This window comes from Flavobacterium notoginsengisoli (assembly GCF_014207905.1).
In the GTDB taxonomy this organism is placed as follows: domain Bacteria; phylum Bacteroidota; class Bacteroidia; order Flavobacteriales; family Flavobacteriaceae; genus Flavobacterium; species Flavobacterium notoginsengisoli_A.
Genome location: NZ_JACHLB010000013.1, coordinates 37550 through 57135 on the forward strand (window position 1 = coordinate 37550; position 19586 = coordinate 57135).

Genomic DNA, 19586 nt, shown 5'->3' on the forward strand with positions numbered 1-19586 from the left:
TGACAAAGTTCTCAGCGTGTCCTAGTGAGTGAAAAATGTGCATTTCGATTGATTCTGCTCTTCAAAAAACCTTCAATAAAAAATACTCACTTATTATTTTATCAAACTGACTTTTTCTCAATTTCAATTTTCAAAAAAACAGTAACTAAACCTTCAATCTATTTTTCTTAAATCTCAATGTAAAAAGCCATAATCTTAATACACATTTTCGAAGTCTTTATCTAAAAAAATCATTTTTAAAGAAAATAACGTTTTATAGCTATCACATTAAAAGCTAAAATTCTTTTTAGATTTTCTGTCTCACTAAATATTTTGTAGAAACCTGACAGATTTTAAAAATCTGCCAGGTTATCGAAGTTTACCAATTAAATATATTGGTTAATGATATTTTCAAACAATTCTTGTTTACCGCTTTGAAGATTTAATTCTCCATTTTCGTGAGCGATAGTGTAAAGATCTTTCAAGCTTAATTTTCCATCAGCGAAATCTTTACCTTTTCCAGAATCGAAAGAGCTGTATCTTTCTTTTCTCAATTTTTCGTAAGGAGAAGAAGAAATGATTTTATCTGCAGTTAATAATGCTCTTGCAAAAGTATCAGCACCGCCAATGTGCGCTAAGAAAACATCTTCTAAATCAGTTGAGTTTCTTCTGATTTTAGCATCAAAGTTAACGCCACCGCCTTGCAATCCGCCAGCTTTTAAGAAAACCAACATGGCTTCAGTAGTTTCTTGAATGTTATTTGGGAATTGGTCTGTGTCCCATCCGTTTTGGTAATCTCCTCTGTTTGCATCGATACTTCCTAACATTCCTGCTTTTGCAGCTACTTCTAATTCGTGTTGGAAAGTATGTTGTGCCAATGTAGCGTGGTTTACCTCGATATTGATTTTGAAATCTTTATCTAAACCATAATTTTTCAAGAATCCGATTGCTGTAGCTGAGTCAAAATCGTATTGGTGTTTTGATGGCTCCATTGGTTTGGGTTCGATGAAGAAAGTTCCTTTAAAACCTTGTGCTCTTGCGTAGTCTCTAGACATTGCCAAGAATTTCGCCATATGGTCTAATTCTCTTCCCATATCTGTGTTCAATAAAGACATATAACCTTCTCTACCGCCCCAGAATACGTAGTTTTCTCCGCCTAAAGCGATTGTTGCGTCCAATGCTAATTTTACTTGTCCACCTGCTCTAGCTACTACATTAAAATCTGGATTTGTAGCGGCTCCGTTCATGAATCTTGGGTTTGAGAAACAGTTTGAAGTTCCCCAAAGCAATTTAATTCCAGACTCTGCTTTTTTCCCTTTTAAATATTCTGTAATGAAAGCCAAACGTTTTTCTGATTCTGCGAAAGTTGCTCCTTCAGCAATCAAATCGTAATCGTGGAAACAGAAATAATCGAATCCCATTTTACTGATGAATTCGAAAGCCGCATCTGCTTTATCTTTCGCTGCTTGATATGGATCTGATGAAGCATCCCAAGCAAACTGCTGTGTTCCTGGTCCGAATGGATCGCTTCCTTGTCCGCAGAAAGTATGCCAGTAAGCAATTGCAAATTTAAAGTGCTCACGCATTGTTTTTCCAGCTACAACTTGGTCTGGATTGTAATATTTAAATGCTAAAGGATTGTCAGATTCTTTTCCTTCAAACTTAATTTGGCCAATACCTTTGTAGTATTCTTTATCTCCTAAAACTATCATTTGATTTTTTATTTATTTGTTAATATTAATTCTAATTCTTTTTTCCATTTCTGATAAGCTGTTTCATATTCCTCTTTGTTTTTTAGAGGCAAAAAGGTCATTACGTGATCGTTTGTTGTAATTCCTGAACCAAACTTTTCAAAGTCACCATCTGTTAAGCCTACTGCTCTGGCCGCTCCTACTGCTCCAGTTGTATTATAAATTTCTATTTCATGTCCAATTAATGTTGCCACTGTATTTGAGAAAATTTCAGAACGGAATAAATTATCATTTCCAGCTCTGATTACATTAATCGTCGCATTATCATCTTTCAAACATTCCATTCCGTACACAAAAGAAAAGGCGATGGCTTCCAAAGATGCTCTGAATAAATGTGCGTTGGTATGAATATTAAAATTCAGGTTTAAAATATGAGATCCAATATTTTTGTTATTGAACATTCTTTCAGCGCCATTTCCAAACGGAATCACAACCAATCCTTGTGAGCCAACATTTATCTGAGATGCTTTTTCGTTCATTTCTTCATACGACTCATTTCCGATGTTGTTTCGCATCCATCTGTATTGAATTCCCGCTCCGTTTATGTTCAGCAATTTTCCAACTCTCGGATTTGATTCTGTATAATTTACATGAACAAAGTTGTTTACACGTGTACTTTTTCCTGAGTTTGTTTCCGTAACAGCATAGAAAACACCCGACGTACCACCTGTCGCTGCAACTTCTCCAGAACGAAGCACATTTAACGACAAAGCATTATTTGGCTGATCTCCCGCTCTATAAACAATCGGAATTCCAGCTGGAAGACCTGATTCTTGTGAAGCTTTTTCAGTTACAACTCCTTGATTGGTAAAGTTTTCTACGATTTTTGGAGTCAATGCGGTATCAATTCCATAATATTCTAAAAGCCAATCGGCTACTTTGTTTTCTTTATAATCCCAAAGCATTCCTTCAGACAAACCGTTTTTGGTAGTCGTTACTTCGCCTGTCAATTTCAAAGCGATATAATCTCCCGGAAGCATATATTTAGCAATTTTATTATAAACTGCTGATTCATTTTCTTTAACCCATTTCAGTTTCGAAGCGGTAAAATTTCCTGGTGAATTCAACAAATGTGACATGCATTTCTCTTCTCCAATTTCGGCGAAAGCCTTGTTACCAATTTCAACCGCACGGCTGTCACACCAGATAATAGAATTTCGCAACGGAGCACCTTCTTTGTCTACAATTACCAATCCGTGCATTTGGTACGAAATACCAATTCCCTGAATTTTAGACGCATCGATATTCGCTTCTTTAATCGCTCTTTTCGTCGCTGTACAAATGTACTGCCACCACATTTCGGGATCTTGTTCTGCCCAGTCTGGGTGAATCGAAAGGATTTCCATTTCGTTCTGAGGTTCATTCAAAACGATCACTTTTTTTCCCGTTTCTGCTTCAACAATTGCTGCTTTCACAGAAGAACTTCCAATATCATATCCGATATAATACATACTTACAATGATTCTCTTATTATTAATTTTGTCGGCACATAACACTTCGTTTCTTCGTCATGCGTAATAAATGCCGCTGCTTTGGTTCCTATTTCTTTAAAATCAGTTGAAACAACCGAAATTCCTTTGTATATAAATTTCTTCATCGGGGTTTCGTTGTACGACAAAAAGCCAACATCTTTTCCCGGTTCGTAATCTTTCTCTTTGCACTGCTCCAAAAAGTGCCCTAAAATCCTGTCGCTTACGCTGATGTAGGCAATTCTTTTTTCGATATTGAACTTCTTCGGATCTGTAATCAGATCATATTCAAAACCAAAATCGGCACAGAATTTCTTGAAAAACTCTACTGTTTCCCACGGATGATTCGTAAAATCAGGATATACAAATTGTATCTTTTTATACTTTTTAAATAAATCAACCGCCTCTGTCAAAGACTCATAAAACGCTTTCCCGAAATCCTGAAACACATAATTCTGAGCTTTATCTGCCTGAATATTCCAGTCAATCAAAAGCAGTTTATCGCTTGCAATTGCCAACAATGCCGGAGCAATGTCTCGGTGATCAAAATTCATCACCACATATTTATAATACTTCCCGATTCCGTTATTGATGATCGTTTTAAAAACATCAATATTATAATGATGAAACTGCACATCGATAATCACATTATCCGGCAGATTATTCACAACCGAATGATACAAAACCTCTTTATAAGCCTTAAACGTATCTAAAACCAAAAGCACTTTTCGAGTTTCCCCGGCTACGTAATAGCCTTTATTCGGTACCGATTCAATCGTATTCTGCTCTTTCAAAATCGAGTAAGCCTTAAAAACCGTATCTCTCGAAAGCTGATATGTTTTGCAGATCACATTCACTGACGGAAGTAAATCTCCCTTTTGTAAAATATTCTCTGCAATTGAATTTGTGATTCCGTCCACCAACTGCTGGTACTTCGGAATATCACTTTCATGATTGATTATAAACTCAAATTTTTCTTCTTCTTTTGGCATACCGTTCTGTTCCGTTCTGTTATGCTAAAGTACACAAAAATCTTTTATAAAAAATTGTTTTTTATATTAATTATGTTATTTTTTAAGCTTCAGAAAATAATCCAACCGCAAAGTTCGCAAGGGATTACGCAAGGTTCGCCAAGTATTTACTCTCTGTTTTGTCATTTCGACGTAAGGAGAAATCTTCACAAGTAACTCCTCAACGCATATCGCCAATCTTTGTCGAGCTACTTGCGAAGATTTCTCGTTCCTCGAAATGACAAGATCGTGTGGATTTCTTTGCGTTCTTTGCGTAATCCATTGCGAACCATGCGGTTAAATCACTTTGTCGATTCGCGAGTTAGATTGCTTCGTTCCTCGCAATGACATACTGAACCGAAACTATCCCCCAAAATGCTCACTCGAAGAATACATCGCCAAATGCGTCCCCACAAAACCTCCCGCTTCTTTTGTACTCAAAATCGATCCATCAACATCTTTAATCAATAAAATCCAATCAGCTTTTTGAATTGTTTTATAATAAAAACTATAATTCCTTCCATTTCCTTCAATCTTCACAAACAATATTTTATCAGCACTTAAAAGCTCTTTATTAGCAATTATCTCAGACTTTCCATTATTAATCTTGCTTGCCGTTCTTTCAACAAAAACTTCTTGTTTTCCCTCTGAATTCAATCGCTTTCCAATCAGCAAATAATGTTTTTCATTTTGAAACGCTGTCAAACCAGCAACTTGTAAATTATCTTTTGGCGTAAACTCAAATTTTATCGAAGCTTCAAACTTTAAATGCTGTTGTCTTCTTCCTATAAAAGAAAAATTCGTTTCAGTATGAATCGATTCTTTTCTTGGTTTGATTAATAGTTTTCCATTAATTAGTTCGTACCATTTTTTAGAAGGCGTTCTGATAAAATTCCATTTCAAATTCAATTCATTCGAATCAAAATCATCTTTCCAAACAAAATTGCCATTATTCGGTTCTACCTTTTCTTTTAAAAAAGGCAAATTCGGACGCTTGTTTTTCATCGGAATGGCTTCATTACCGCCAATAATTTCTGGCCAACCGTTTTTCCATTCCACAGGCATCATAAAGGTTTCTCTTCCTGTATTGTATAAATCGCCTTCATATGGACGACAACCTAAAAATACTGACCACCAATCGCCATTTGGCAATTCAACAAAATCCACATGACCTGTTGTCGAAACTAAATTTTTACGATTTGGGTCTAAATGTGATTGTGTCAAAATCGGATTATGAACATAACTTTCATAAGGACCATAAACATTTTTACTTCTAAAAACCACTTCTGAATGATTAAAACCTGTTCCACCCTGCGCACAAATCAGATAATAAAATCTGTCTTTTTTAATTACATGTGGCCCTTCAATCCAGACTGGTTTTATCGCCATATCGGTTCCGCCGTTAATAACCAATTTGGGAGCTGTTGTGGTTTTTTGTTTTTCCAAATCGTATTCCAGCATATAAATGGCACGATGACCATCATGAACTGAAACATTATTGGGCGGAGGTCCGTTATGTGTGATATACACTTTTCCGTCTTCATCGAAGAAAATATCAGGATCAATCCCGTTAACTTCAGGAAGCGCAATCGGATTTGACCAAGGCCCAGACGGATTCTTAGCCGTAACAATAAAATTACCCACTCCGCTGACATTGGTACAAATCACATAAAAAATGCCTTTGTTGTATCGAATTGTTGGAGCGTACATACCGCCTGACAAACGAGAATTTCCAAAATCGGCTTGTTCGCGACGATTGATGATATTTCCAATCTGTTTCCAATTGACTAAGTCTGTACTTTCAAAAATAGGAAGCCCAGGAAAATAACAAAAAGAAGAATTGACCAAATAAAATTTTCCGTTTGCACTGCAGATTGTAGGATCAGGATAAAATCCCGCCAAAATCGGATTCAGATATTCATTTTCAGATTTCGTCAGATTTTGGTACGCATCGTCATTTCCTCGGTAATCAAACCAGTCAAAAACAGCATAATTAGAATACACAACCGATTGTGAACTTTGCGAAATTTTTTTACACGATGAAAAAGCACTCATTAAAATGACTGCGCTGACCAATGCACTACCTAATCTGCTTCTTTTAACCATTTTTTAAGGACTAAAATCTTAATCAAACAATCTTCTTATTCCGTACGGATCAATTGTTACTATCGAACCGTCTTCGAGATAATCGATTTTGGTTACTTTCATGCTTCTTAAATGCGTTACACCTTTTGACAAGCTTGAATCGTGGTAAAACAAATACCATTCGCTCTCAACTTCACAAATAGAATGATGTGAAGTCCAACCCACAACGGGATTTAAAATTCTTCCCTGATACGTAAACGGCCCATACGGATTGTCGCCAATAGCATAACAAATAAAATGCGTATCTCCCGTTGAATAAGAGAAATAATATTTTCCGTTGTATTTATGAACCCATGAAGCTTCAAAAAAGCGACGGTCGTTATCGCTTGCCAAAATCACTTTTCCGTTTTCATCGAGAATTTGAATTTCTTTTGGTTCTTCCGCAAATTCGAGCATATCATCACGAAGCATCGCTACGATTGGTCCTAAAGCAGGTTCATTTCCAAACGGCTCTTCGTTGTTGTCATCGTATTTATTGTCGCGGTATTTCTGAAGCTGTCCACCCCAAATACCTCCAAAGTAGATATAATGTTTTCCGTCTTCATCTTCAAAAACAGCAGGATCGATACTGTAACTTCCTTTTATGGCATCGGGCTGCGGTATAAACGGGCCTTCCGGTGCATCGCCTATCGCTACTCCAATCTGGAAAATTCCGTTGGCACGTTTAGCTGGGAAATACAAATAGTATTTTCCGTTTTTATGTCCTGCATCGGGTGCCCACATTTGTTTTTCAGCCCAGGCCACATCATCTACATGAAGTGCTACTCCGTTATCCACAACTTCAGATGAAATGGTGTCCATCGAAAAAACGTGATAATCTTCCATCCCGAAATGGTCGCCATTATCGTTAAACGGAATTCCGGCATCTATATCATGCGACGGATAAATGTAAATTTTCCCATTGAATACATGCGCCGAAGGATCGGCTGTATACATATGCGATACTAATGGCTTTGAAATCGCCAAATCATTAATTTCCTCAAAATTAATGTGTTCAATGCTATCTTCAGGCATAGTTATATTTTATTTAAATAATTAAGTTCTTCTTTCTTTTAATTCACTTTCAATTTGCACTTCCATTTCTTTATTGATTTTATAGAAAAACAGCAATCCAACTCCAATTAAAAAAGGGATTGCAGGGAAAATACTCACTAATAATTTGATTCCGTTTATAGCTGTTTCAGATTGTTCTGACGCATTCGGAACGTAATGAAAATAACCTAGGAATAAGGTAGTTAAAGCACCGCCAATACTTAATCCGCTTTTCAATCCCACCATCATTGCAGAAAAGATAATGGCTGTCGCTCTTCGATTATTAAGCCATTCCGAATAATCGGCAACATCTGCAATCATCGCCCATAAAATTGGAATTGTGATTCCGTAGAAAAATCCGTGCAGAATTTGAGAGAAAAATATCAATCCGATTGATGTTGGCGGATAGAAATAAAAAGCGATGATAAAAAGTGTCGAAATGAATAAAAACAATCCGAACACATTTCGTTTTCCGTACTTATCAGCGAGATTTTTAGACAACGTAATTCCGACAATCATAAAGATAATTCCACCAGCATTAAACAGTCCAAATCCGGCCGAAACGGGATCATTCCCAAAATGATTCAATCCAACATTCGTAAGAAAATCCAAAATAGGCTGAATAAAAACTGCCAATTGTTCTTTATCTACATAATTCTCAAAATAATATACATACGAACCGCCTTTCATAGCTAAAGTCACAAAAACCAAAGTCGTCAGCGAAAGCATGATAACCCAAGGTCTGTTTTTGATTAGATCGCTCAAATCTTCTTTTACGCTTGATTTTTGCTCTGGTTTCGGAATGATTCTTTCTTTCGTCGTTAAAAAAGTAATTAAAAGCATGATTGTTCCGATAATCGCCAAAGCGGTCATTACTTTTTCGATTCCAATTGCTTTATCACCATTTCCGGCACTTTTGATAATTCCAAGCATGAAAACCTGAACAAAAAACTGTGCAAACATTACCGCAACAAAACGATAGGATGACATACTGTTTCGTTCTTTCATATCGCCTGTAATCACTCCGCTTAAAGCAGAATACGGCAGATTGTTTCCGGCATAAAAAAGCAGTAATAAAGTGTAGGTTACAACAGCATAAATTACTTTTCCTTTATAAGAGAAATCGGGAGTTGAAAAGGCTAATAATGCCACTACTCCAAGCGGAATTGCGGTTATTAAAATCCATGGTCTGAATTTTCCCCATTTGGTACTGGTTCGATCTGCCAAAACTCCAATAATCGGATTAAAAATAAAAGCTGCAATTAATCCAACAATCAGCATGATGATGGAAGAATCTGTTGGTGATAATCCGTAAATGTCGGTGTAGAAATACGCCAGATAGGTCATCAAAGTCTGAAAAACTAAATTGGCAGCTAAGTCCCCTAAGCTGTACCCAATTTTTTCCTTAATGGATAGTTTTTGTGAAAGGTTAGTCATTCGTGGGTTTGTGGTCATTTTATTGATTAGTTATGTAAGCAAAAGTGGTTTCTAAAAAATAAAGTTAGTCAGTTTTTCTCCTGCAAGGTTTTCAAAAGCATATAGGGTTCAATTATTTTATACAATTTCTAAAATCATACCTACAAGGTTTTGAAAACCTTGCAGGAACGTGAATTACAATTAAAACAATCGGTTGTGTAAAATTAGACAAAAAAACATATTATGCAAATTTAGTTTACTTTATTTAAGTTATTTTTCATTTCACAACCGATTGCTGATTAATTTATCAATCTTGAGCCGTTTTGACTGCTTATTCTTTAGTTTCTTTCAACTTTAAGATGCTGTCGTAAGCTGGTTTATGTTTTAATTCCTTGTCAAACGGAAGCGGATAATTGGTTCTTCCTTTAATCGGCCAATCGTTTAGCCAAGATTGACCATCATGAACGCCCCAAAACGTAACTCTGCTGATTTTGTCTTTATGCTTTAAAAATAGTTTAAAAATCGATGAGTAACGTTCTGCCAATTGTGTTTGAACTGAATCGGGTAATTTTTCAGGATACGGATTCATTTTAGGGTTTCCTTCAAATTTCTGATTTACGTCTGCTCCTTTTAAATCCCAAGGATTTGGCAAAACGGTAATATCCAATTCTGTAAAAGCTACTTTGATTCCTAAAGCCGAATATTCCAAAATGCTTTTTTCAATTTCCTCTAATGACGGACTTTGTAATCGCCAGTGTCCTTGAATACCAACTCCGTCGACTTTTCCGCCTTCGGCTTTTATTTTTTTGATCAAAGCAATCGCTCCTGCTCTTTTTGCTGGTTCTTCGATATTATAATCGTTGTAATATAACTCTGCTTTTGGGTCGGCTTTTTCTGCCAGTTTGAAAGCATCAACCAAATATTTCTCGCCAAGTGTATTCAAAAAAACTGATTTCCTCAAAGTTCCATCGTCATTTAAAGCTTCGTTGACAACATCCCACGAATTGATTCTACCTTTGTATTTGGAAACGATTGTCGTAATATGATCTTTCATAAAGGCTTTCATTTCTGTACTGTCGGCAATTTTTTCCATCCATGGAGCTAATTGACTGTGCCAGATTAAAGTATGTCCATGAATAAACATTTTATTCTTCTCTCCATACGCCACAAATTTATCCGATAAAGCAAAATCGTATTTATCCTTCTGTGGATGCGTGTACATCGATTTCATAATATTTTCTGCCGTAATCGCATTAAATTCTTTTCGAATCAAAGAGTCTACTTTCTTGTCTTTTTCTTCGATTTGATTGGCACTTAAAGCAGTTCCAATGTAGAAATCGCTTTTATAGACATCTTTTAATGAAGCAGTTTCTTTTTGCGACGTACAGCTTATGGTCAGCAAGGCCGTGACGGCAAATAAATAAGGTTTAATGCATTTCATATCTTTTTGGTTTAAATAGTTAATCGTTTTTCTTTTTCAATTCATAATAATTATCTCCAATCTTGTCATTTCGACGAAAGGAGAAATCTTCGCGAGTATCTCCGCATGCTGGATCAACTTTGTAGAGTTTCTTGCGAAGATTTCTCCTTTCGTCGAAATGACAAACAGAACGTAGTATTATAAAAATATCATTCCTTCCTAAAACTCTCTGGCGGTCCCAAATACGACTCCAAAACTTTTCCCTCTTCAGTTTCAATTACAATTTTCTGAAGCACCAGCGCTGGATCAATTCCATAAATCTTTAGAATATGATTTCCTGCTTTTTCAATATTATGTGTCGATGTTATGATTTTAATATTATTCGCAACAGATTCAGCCCAAGCTTTTTCTGAAGCATCTGCGTTGAGGTTCATAATTTGTGGTTTCTCATTGTCAAAAGCAATTCCGTATTTTAATCCGTCACCTTTTTTAAAATTGATTGTTGGCGAAAAATAAGCGTTTACTTTTATTTTTCCTTTATTAAAAAAATGAACGGTGTACTCTAATCTTGGAGATTGTTCTGAAATCTCAATTGACTGAATATTAGAAGGTTTTAAAGTTACACCTGACGATGTTTTTCCAAGATTCGGAATTATCGTCCATTTTACTGAATCTGAATTTATTGCTTTAGAATAATTTTCACTCTCTATTGAAATATAACCGTCGTTCTCAATAAAACCATAAGCTTGAGCTAAATCTTGTTTTTTACTAATTGATGTCTCTTTTTTTAAAATCTCTTCAGCGGTAATCACTTTTACCGCTTGAACTGCAAGCGCAATTTTCTTTGTTTTCGGAATCACATTTTTATCCGGTTGCTGCCAATTATCATAACCAATATGCGTCTGCGACATCATGTGATTCCACTTTCCATTTGCTATTTGGGCATGGTAATAATTTGTGAGCTCGACATCTTTTTCAAATAACTTCTTAACTTTTTCAGCATAATCATTTGCTATGACATTTCTCTGTTCTGCATACAATTGATTTTTAGCCTGCGCCACATATAATTCATTCAAATTAGCGCTTGCCAAAACAGGAAATAAAACCAGCTGATAAAAAGCATCTTTGTATTCTGGTTTCAATTTTTCGTTTATCGAATTAGCCTTTTCAACCAGTTTCTGATATTCTGCGACAATTCTATCTGCTTCATTATAATTTGTAATACTATATGTTTTTGAGTCTAATAATTCAGGTTTTCTTCGTGAATTGTATTTTGTATATAATTTCAAAATCTCTGCAATTTCACCAGTAAACTGATTGTCAAAATTTTCTTTAGCCCAATCTGCATAATATTGTTCTAAATTTCCTGCATTAAATTTTTCAGGATTCCACGCCATATCCAAGAAAAACTCAATCGGAAATTCCATTGGTTTGATGTCGCCCACATTTACAATCCAGATTTTATCGACACCGTATTGATACGCCAAATCCATTTGTTCCCAAACCCTTTCAATTTGGTTCGTGTTGATCCATTTGTAATTTCTCGGACCACCAACATAATCATAATGATAATAAATGCCGTAACCGCCTTTTCTGGGTTTCGAATCCAGTTCCGGAAGTTTTCGGATATTTCCCCAATTATCATCGCACAACAAAAGCGTAATATCATCAGGAACTGTCATGCCTTTGTCGTAATAATCCTGAACTTCTTTGTAAAGCGCCCACATTTGCGGCGTTTCTTCTGCCGGTTTTTGGGTCCCTTCTGCAATGATATTTCTTTGCGTTTTTACGATGTTTTCTAATAATTCAATCGCCGTTCCTTCGGTCATCGGTTCGTCACCGTCGCCACGCATTCCAACGGTAACAATGGTTTCTTTGTTTCCCATTCGTTTAATTCCGTCTTTCCAGAATTGAATCAAAGCTTCTGAATTGGTCGTAAAATCCCATTTCCCATTAGATTTCCCCCATTCTGCATGCGCTCTTGTTAGCGGTTCGTGATGTGAAGTTCCCATTACAACGCCATATTCATCGGCCAAAATAGCATTCTGCAGATCTTCAACATAAAACATTCTGCCCCACATGGCTGGCCATAAATAGTTGCCTTTCATTCGCAGAATCAATTCAAAAACTTTATCATAGAATTTCGAATTGAATCCTCCAAATTTTTCGAATGCCCAACCAGTTAATGCCGGAGCTTCATCATTTATGAAAATTCCTCTGTATTTTACTTTTGGTTCTTCCTGCGAATGAATTCCAGGCAGAACATGCAATTCTGATTGTTTCTTCACTGGAACGTCTGCCCAATAATACCAAGGCGAAACTCCAATTTGATTAGACAAATCGTAGATTCCGTAAATCGTTCCTCGCTTATCTGAACCTGCAATTACCAGCGCTTTCTTGATTCCTTTAAACGGATTTTCGACTATCTGCGTGGTAAATTTTTCCCATTTTCCCTGAAGCAAATTTGCATCAATTTTTCCTTTTTTGGCTAATTGATTGATGATTTCACTTTTTCCAAGCGTGCCAATAATAACCACAAAATCTTCTGCTTCTGAAATCTTTTTTATTCTCTTCGAATGTAAATCGGAAACGTTAAAAATATCATTTTCTAAATGTCCTGTTACTTTTAAAACTCCTACATAATCTTTATCGTCAACCAAAATCGAAGCTATTTTGCCTTTACTTACTAAAGGAAAATTTTCATTAGAAGCCTGATTGACTACATATTTCTCTGGATTTATGGCATACGAATTTCTGCTTAATCCGATTAGAAAAAGCAATAGAATTAAGTATGAAGTTTTAATTTTTGAACACATAGCGTCACAAACTTTTTTATTTAATCTCGCAAAGTCGCAGAGTCGCAAAGCAATTCTTTTTAAGCTTTTTTAAATAAAAACTTTGCGCCTCTGCGACTTTGCGAGAAATTTTCAGCGTATTAGATTTAGGAAACTTTTATTACAAATTCAATTTATACCCAATTCCCATTTCCAAACCTCGTAATTCGGCCAAACCTTTTAATCTTCCAGTTAACGAATAACCAGGATAAGTTTCAGTTTCTTCATCAACTCGATGCAGAAAACCGTGATCTGGGCGCATTGGCAGACTTATTTTGGTTTCGTTCATTAGCAACAATAATTTCTCAACAATCACTTCCATTTTAACATCGCCATTTAAATGCTCTGATTCCCTAAAAATAGTTTCGCTTTCGCGGATGGTATTTCTCAGATGTAAAAAATGAATTCGATTTCCGTAATCGTCTATTATTTTTTCAAGATTATTTTTTGGATCAGCACTTAAGGAACCTGTACAATAACACAATCCGTTTGCTGTTGATGGAACGGCGTTAAAAATCGCTCTCAGATCATCTTCTGTCGAGACAATTCTTGGAAGTCCTAAAACCGAAAACGGCGGATCATCGGGATGAATGGCTAATTTTTGCCCATTTTTTTCCGCAATCGGCGTTACTTCTGATAAAAAATAAATCAGGTTCTCTCTTAGTTTATGATTGTCGATTTCAGCATAATTTTCTAAAAGAGATAAGATTTGTTCTGCCGTAAAATTGATTTTACTTCCCGGCAATCCCAACAAAACATTTTTAAATAATAATGCTTTTTCCTCTTCCGATAATTGATTTCCAAACTGCAACGCTTTTTCTTTTTCAGCATCAGAATAATCGTTTTCTGAATTCGGTCTTTTCAAAAGAAAAACATCAAAATAAGTAAACGCATCCTGATTGTACAGCAAAGCTTTGCTTCCATCTTCGTTTATAAAATTATGATTCGTTCGCACCCAATCCAGAATCGGCATAAAATTGTAGGTTATGATTTTGATGCCACAGTCCGCAAGATTTTGCAAACTGATTTTATAATTTTCAATGTATTGCAGATAATTTCCAGAAGCTCTTTTGATTTCTTCATGAACAGGCAAACTTTCAACTACAGTCCATTCCAGTCCATAATTGCGAATAATTTCCTGTCTCTCTTTTATAGCTTCAATAGTCCATATCTCTCCAACAGGAATTTGATGCAATGCGGTTACAATTCCCGTTGCACCAGCTTGCTTAATATCGATAAGTTTTACGTTGTCTTGAGGTCCAAACCAACGCATGGTTTGCTGCATTTTTATCATACTTATTTTTTTAATCTCGCAAAGACACGAAGTCGCAAAGTATTTTTCTTTTTAAGTCTTTTTAAATAAAAACTTTGCGCCTCTGCGTCTTTGCGAGCAATTTTCAGCATTCTCTAAAAACCTATACTATTTCCGCCATCAACTGGCAAAACTGTACCCGTAGTATATTTTGATTCGCTTAAAGCGAAATAATAAACCGCATCTGCAATGTCTGAAGGTTCGCCCAAATATCCCATTGGCGTTCTTCCTAATACTTTATTTTTTCTTTCCGGATCGTTATCAAGCGCTGTTGATGACATTTTAGTTTTAATGAATCCCGGAGCAATGCAATTTACACGTATTCCTGAAGGTGCTAATTCTGTTGCCATTGCACGTGTCATGGCTTCAATGGCGCCTTTACTTGACGAATACGCAATTACTTTTGGAATTCCGTATTGAGATGCCATCGAACTGATATTAATGATGCTTCCGCCTCCGTTTTCTTTCATGTTTTTAATCACTTCTCGACTTACGGCGAAAACGCTCAATAAATTGGTGTGAATTATAGAAAGAAAATCTTCATCGGTTACATCAGGAATTTCTTTTTTCATATTGATTCCGGCATTGTTAACCAAAATATCGACTGAACCGTTTTTGGTAATACTTTCAATCATTGCCGGAATTCCTTTTAAATCATTTAAATCAAAGATTACCGGAATGGCATTTTCTCCAATTTCCTTACAGGCATCTTCTGTTTTTTCTTTTGATCTTCCGATTATATACGTCGTGATTCCGTTGTCACAAAGTTTTTTTGCCGTTGCAAAACCTAATCCCGAATTTCCTCCGGTTACAATTGCCGTTTTCTTGCTCATAATTTTTATACTATATTTTTAGAACGCAGATAAAACGGATTCGCTATCGCGAAAACGCTGATTTCCACGGATTTTTATTTAAGCTTTTAATTGGAAAAAATCCGTTTTTTCCGTGTCTTTGCGATAGCGAATCTGCTTCATCCGCGTTACAATTATTTAATTTTATTTATCCATTCCCCGGTGCAAAAGGGAATTTTAATGATTTAAAATACTCTAATGTTTGTGTCGGTTTTTCTACTCCAGCAGGAAGCTCTTTTCTTGAAAACTGCTGAAAATACAGCAAACAGGCATCGCGCCACCATTTTGCTTCTTTATACTGAATTTCCAATAACATTTTCACTTCATTAAAACGTTCGCTGTCCACATATTTTTCAGTTTTGTTCCAAACATTCTGCATTTCTTTTACCTGATTTACACCTTCTTGATATTTTAGCGCCAGACCATTCCAAAGTGTCTCTCCGTTTTTCAGTTTATAATCCCATGAAAGATGATGAAACCATAACAGCTCTTTTTCGGGACAAGTTTCTAAATTATCAAAAAGTTTGGTAGCTTCTGGTGCGTATTGCGAAACGGCATTTGTACCCGATTTCGATCGGTCGAAACCAATTCCATTTTTGTCTGCTTTATGATAATAAGTCGGATTCCATTCTGGTCTTGATAAATTGGAAACCCATGGGCCAGGGCCGTAATGATGTCCTGTATCCATAATATGATGCAAACCTAATGGAGTCATATAATTGACAACAGCTTCGCGCGATTCAATCATGATGTTTTTTACTGGTTTAATGAAATTTTCATCATTAGAAAATGTACTTCTCAACCATTCCTCTGCAATAACTTCAGAATCTAAATACGGATTCCATGCCAGTCTTCCGAAGCCATACCAATTGGCCTGTGCAAAAGGGTGTCCAGTCCAATTTAAATCGTTTCCGATATTAGCAACGCCAGCAATTCCCGTTAGTTTATTTTGATATAAAGTGCCATCAATAACCTTGGCTACATTTGAACCATTTCCTTTTTGATAGGTATCAGATTCTAAAACTTCCTGAAATAATTTAGGCAGAAAAACCAAGTGCGTACTAAAACCTAAATATTCCTGCGTAATTTGAAATTCCATCATTAAAGGCGTTTTTGACATAGATCCAAATAACGGATGAAACGGTTCTCTCGGTTGAAAATCAATCGCTCCATTTTTCACCTGAACAATTACATTGTCTTTGAATTTTCCGTCATACGGCTGAAATTCGGCGTAAGCTTGTTTCGCGCGATCATTGGCATCATGTTCAGAATACACGAAGGCTCTCCACATAATTACACCGCCAAAAGGTGCGACGGCATCAGCCAGCATATTAGCACCATCGACATGATCTCTGCCATAATTTTGAGGGCCAGGCTGACCTTCTGAATGGGCTTTTACCAAAAAACCACCAAAATCTGGGATTCGTTTATAGATTTCAGCCGACTTATTTTTCCACCAATTAATGACCTCAGGATCTTTTGGATCGGCAGTTTTTAGGTTTCCAATTTCAATCGGTGCCGAAAATCTTGCGGTTAAATAAACTTTTATTCCATAAGGTCTGAAAACATTGGCCAAGGCTTCTACTTTTTTTAAATACTGTGGAGTTAGAATTAAGGCGTTTGCATTTACATTGGTCAAAACCGTTCCGTTGATTCCGATTGAGGCATTCGCTCTGGCGTAATCAATATAACGCTGGTCTATAAAATCTGGAAGTTTCTGCCAGTTCCAAAGAGAAAATCCGGCATAACCACGTTCTACCGTTCTGTCAAGATTATCCCAATGATTTAAGATTCTGATATTCGTTTTTGGAGAATCAGCAATATTTAAATTTTTAACTGATATATTGGTCTGCAATATTCTAAGAAAATCAAAAACGCCATATAAAACAGCAACATCATTTTTCCCTGTAATAATGATTTGCTTTCTATTTTTAAGTGAAATGGATTTAATTATGAAACCTTCATTATTAATTTTTTCGAAATCTGCTTTCAGTTCAGATTTAATTTCGGAACTTAAATTCAATTCTGAACCAATAATAAGATTGTTCTCTCCTTTAACATCTTGTTTGATTTCAGGAATACTTTCTAACATATCGAAAAATCCTGTTTTAAGTTCTCTTTCAGCAATTTTGATGGTTTCTGAATTTCCCAAAACAACAATGCCTTTAAGATTGTTTTTGTATTCTAATGCCATTGAAGAATTTACAACCGTATTATACTGAAGCCACAATTTATAATCCTTTTGAGCCAAAGCCGAAAAGGAAATAAGAAGAAACAGGAAAACAAATCTTAATGAAGTCATTGGTTTTAATTTATTCTTTACAATTTCATTTTTACAACATCAATATTTTATTCCTGATTAAAAGTATTTGATAAAATTTTAATTCAAAAAATACATTATTCTAAATAAAACAACAATTGCAATCGGTTGCGTAAAAATATAAGATTGTTATTTAATAAAAAAACTTTAGCTGTATTTTTTTCCAAAAAAATTATTTCTATAACAAATAAAAGCAGGATAATTATAAAAACTATCCTGCTTTGGAGGGGTTTGATTTAGGTTTTAAATCCTATTTTTTTACTTCTCCGAAGATTCTCTAGCCAGTACTTCGGTATTTAAGAATGTGATCTCTTTAGCATCATCATTTTTAGACGATTTTAGGTTTTTGATAATAATTTCGGCCGCCGCTTTTCCCATCTTTTCGGCAGGATGTGTTATAGTCGATAAATTAGGATCTATAATCTGCGAAATCGGGTCGTTATTAAAACCAATTACCTTAAATTCTTCAGGTACTTTAATTCCACGTTTTTTAGCAGTCTGCACAGCACTTACTGCCAAAATATCTCCTGGTGCAAACAATCCGTCTGGAATTGGATTTAAATCGAATAAAGCGTTGCTGGCTTTTACACCATCTTCGTAAGTAACAGAATTCAGATTGATAATCAATTCCTCTTCCACTTCTATATTATGATCTTTTAAGGCTTCAATATATCCTCTTTTTCTTTCGCTATATAAATTTCCCAATTCTGAGCCAGCCGTTAAATGCGCGATACGAATACAACCTTGCTCTATAAGGTGTTTAGTCGCTTTGTAACCTGCAGAATAATTATCAATAACAACTCTAAAAGTATTGTAATCTTTAGGAACCCTATCAACAAAAACTAACGGAATATTATTGTTGGAAAACTGATGAAAATGCGCTGTGTCTCTGGTTTCCATTGCCAAAGAGCAAATAACACCGCTCACACGATTGCTGTACAAAGATTTCGCCATATTCACTTCTTCTTCATACGAGTCATGTGACTGCATAATGATAACCGTATAATCCGATTTTTGGGCTGTAATTTCAATCCCGCTGATTAATGAAGATAAAAAGGGCTGTGTAACGGTGGGGATCAAAACACCAATGGTTCGGGTTTTGTTTCCGCGTAAACCTGCTGCTAAAGTATTCGGCACAAATCCCATTTCTTCAGCGGTTTTTTTGACTTTCTTAATTGTCTTGTCGCTTATTGTGTGATGGTCTTTTAAAGCTCTTGAAATAGTTGATGTTGCCAGATTGAGTCTTTCGGCAATATCGTATATCGTTACATGTTTATTTTCTTCCATGAAATAAAAAATAAAGATGTAAATATAAACTATTTTCTCTCAAGATGTTCCTATATAAGATTTCGATCGAACCAAAATTTGCTGTCTACTTTTTGACATTATTCTTTTTGTCTTTTAGAATTTTACCGTCTTTAGTAAATTCTAAGTCAATTTTATTGGTCAAATCAACATCCAGATCTTTGTGTCCATAGTCGATGTGCGTTATTTTTTCGTTCGGATGATTTTTCGCTACATAAGCCTTAATATTATCAGGAATAAAATCAGTCGGAATTGGCTCATCTCCTCCATCAACTTCACGATACGAACCATCTTTCCAGAACTCTACTTCTGTTCCATCTTTCAACTTAACTTCATAACCTTTTTCTCCGTGTTCGGCATCTTTTTGAGCTTTTACAACTGTAGTATGGGTAAAATGTTTCTTTAAAAATTCTTGTGCAGGTTTTGGGAGTTCTGTCACTTCAATTTTCTTCTGTGCACTGGCCGAAACTGTTACCAATAACAAGTTTACAGCTAATAATATCTTCATCTTCATAATTCATTTCTTTAAAGTATAGTATTACTAATTTACCACTTCAAAAAATGCATTCAAACAAATTTAAGAAAGTTTTAATTTCTCAAAATATAATAAACAAAAAAATCCTCATCAAATAAATGATGAGGATTCTAAAAAGAAAGGCGACGACATACTCTCCCACATAACTGCAGTACCATCTGCGCAGGCGGGCTTAACTTCTCTGTTCGGGATGGGAAGAGGTGAGCC

13 protein-coding genes and 1 rRNA gene are annotated in these 19586 nt (G+C 35.6%); all 14 read right to left on the reverse strand.

What is annotated here, in order from left to right; all coding sequences use genetic code 11:
- Window positions 1-365: 365 nt before the first annotated feature.
- Entirely contained in the window at window positions 366-1691 is a 1326-nt protein-coding gene (xylA, locus tag HNP35_RS23530) for a xylose isomerase (protein WP_184168161.1), read from the reverse strand.
- 8 nt (window positions 1692-1699) lie between these two features.
- The gene (locus tag HNP35_RS23535; protein ID WP_184168163.1) at window positions 1700-3181 is read right to left on the reverse strand and encodes a xylulokinase; all 1482 of its coding nucleotides are present in this window, start codon (window positions 3179-3181) and stop codon (window positions 1700-1702) included.
- A gap of 2 nt (window positions 3182-3183) precedes the next feature.
- The gene (locus tag HNP35_RS23540; protein ID WP_184168165.1) at window positions 3184-4191 is read right to left on the reverse strand and encodes a GntR family transcriptional regulator; all 1008 of its coding nucleotides are present in this window, start codon (window positions 4189-4191) and stop codon (window positions 3184-3186) included.
- Between the two features lie 381 nt (window positions 4192-4572).
- Window positions 4573-6315 carry a glycoside hydrolase family 43 protein gene (locus tag HNP35_RS23545; RefSeq protein WP_184168167.1) on the reverse strand — a complete coding sequence of 581 codons (1743 nt, stop codon included), beginning with the start codon at window positions 6313-6315 and terminating at the stop codon, window positions 4573-4575.
- A gap of 18 nt (window positions 6316-6333) precedes the next feature.
- Window positions 6334-7368 (reverse strand): glycoside hydrolase family 43 protein, encoded by a 1035-nt coding sequence (locus HNP35_RS23550; protein ID WP_184168169.1) that lies wholly within the window; start codon window positions 7366-7368, stop codon window positions 6334-6336.
- Between the two features lie 21 nt (window positions 7369-7389).
- On the reverse strand, window positions 7390-8823 hold the full coding sequence (locus HNP35_RS23555) for an MFS transporter (protein ID WP_184168194.1): 1434 nt from the start codon (window positions 8821-8823) through the stop codon (window positions 7390-7392).
- 310 nt (window positions 8824-9133) lie between these two features.
- The gene (locus HNP35_RS23560; RefSeq protein WP_184168171.1) at window positions 9134-10243 is read right to left on the reverse strand and encodes an endo-1,4-beta-xylanase; all 1110 of its coding nucleotides are present in this window, start codon (window positions 10241-10243) and stop codon (window positions 9134-9136) included.
- Window positions 10244-10431: 188 nt separating this feature from the next.
- Window positions 10432-13038: a glycosyl hydrolase 115 family protein gene (locus HNP35_RS23565; protein ID WP_184168173.1), complete on the reverse strand. Its 2607-nt coding sequence runs from the start codon at window positions 13036-13038 to the stop codon at window positions 10432-10434.
- A gap of 139 nt (window positions 13039-13177) precedes the next feature.
- Complete coding sequence (gene uxuA / locus HNP35_RS23570) at window positions 13178-14341, reverse strand: mannonate dehydratase (RefSeq protein ID WP_184168196.1); 1164 nt, start codon at window positions 14339-14341, stop codon at window positions 13178-13180.
- Window positions 14342-14463: 122 nt separating this feature from the next.
- Window positions 14464-15201, reverse strand: a complete 738-nt coding sequence (locus tag HNP35_RS23575; protein WP_184168175.1) for an SDR family NAD(P)-dependent oxidoreductase — start codon at window positions 15199-15201, stop codon at window positions 14464-14466.
- Window positions 15202-15367: 166 nt separating this feature from the next.
- Window positions 15368-17521: an alpha-glucuronidase family glycosyl hydrolase gene (locus HNP35_RS23580; protein ID WP_184168177.1), complete on the reverse strand. Its 2154-nt coding sequence runs from the start codon at window positions 17519-17521 to the stop codon at window positions 15368-15370.
- Between the two features lie 276 nt (window positions 17522-17797).
- On the reverse strand, window positions 17798-18826 hold the full coding sequence (locus HNP35_RS23585; protein ID WP_184168179.1) for a LacI family DNA-binding transcriptional regulator: 1029 nt from the start codon (window positions 18824-18826) through the stop codon (window positions 17798-17800).
- 85 nt (window positions 18827-18911) lie between these two features.
- Window positions 18912-19358: a PepSY-like domain-containing protein gene (locus tag HNP35_RS23590; RefSeq protein WP_184168181.1), complete on the reverse strand. Its 447-nt coding sequence runs from the start codon at window positions 19356-19358 to the stop codon at window positions 18912-18914.
- A gap of 138 nt (window positions 19359-19496) precedes the next feature.
- Window positions 19497-19586 (reverse strand): 5S ribosomal RNA (gene rrf / locus HNP35_RS23595); the annotation flags it as partial.

Bases quoted from the DNA above. Each gene is read 5' to 3' on its own strand.
- xylA (WP_184168161.1), bottom strand. From the start codon at position 1,691: ATGATAGTTTTAGGAGATAAAGAATACTACAAAGGTATTGGCCAAATT.
- HNP35_RS23535 (WP_184168163.1), bottom strand. From the start codon at position 3,181: ATGTATTATATCGGATATGATATTGGAAGTTCTTCTGTGAAAGCAGCA.
- HNP35_RS23540 (WP_184168165.1), bottom strand. From the start codon at position 4,191: ATGCCAAAAGAAGAAGAAAAATTTGAGTTTATAATCAATCATGAAAGT.
- HNP35_RS23545 (WP_184168167.1), bottom strand. From the start codon at position 6,315: ATGGTTAAAAGAAGCAGATTAGGTAGTGCATTGGTCAGCGCAGTCATT.
- HNP35_RS23550 (WP_184168169.1), bottom strand. From the start codon at position 7,368: ATGCCTGAAGATAGCATTGAACACATTAATTTTGAGGAAATTAATGAT.
- HNP35_RS23555 (WP_184168194.1), bottom strand. From the start codon at position 8,823: ATGACTAACCTTTCACAAAAACTATCCATTAAGGAAAAAATTGGGTAC.
- HNP35_RS23560 (WP_184168171.1), bottom strand. From the start codon at position 10,243: ATGAAATGCATTAAACCTTATTTATTTGCCGTCACGGCCTTGCTGACC.
- HNP35_RS23565 (WP_184168173.1), bottom strand. From the start codon at position 13,038: ATGTGTTCAAAAATTAAAACTTCATACTTAATTCTATTGCTTTTTCTA.
- uxuA (WP_184168196.1), bottom strand. From the start codon at position 14,341: ATGCAGCAAACCATGCGTTGGTTTGGACCTCAAGACAACGTAAAACTT.
- HNP35_RS23575 (WP_184168175.1), bottom strand. From the start codon at position 15,201: ATGAGCAAGAAAACGGCAATTGTAACCGGAGGAAATTCGGGATTAGGT.
- HNP35_RS23580 (WP_184168177.1), bottom strand. From the start codon at position 17,521: ATGACTTCATTAAGATTTGTTTTCCTGTTTCTTCTTATTTCCTTTTCG.
- HNP35_RS23585 (WP_184168179.1), bottom strand. From the start codon at position 18,826: ATGGAAGAAAATAAACATGTAACGATATACGATATTGCCGAAAGACTC.
- HNP35_RS23590 (WP_184168181.1), bottom strand. From the start codon at position 19,358: ATGAAGATGAAGATATTATTAGCTGTAAACTTGTTATTGGTAACAGTT.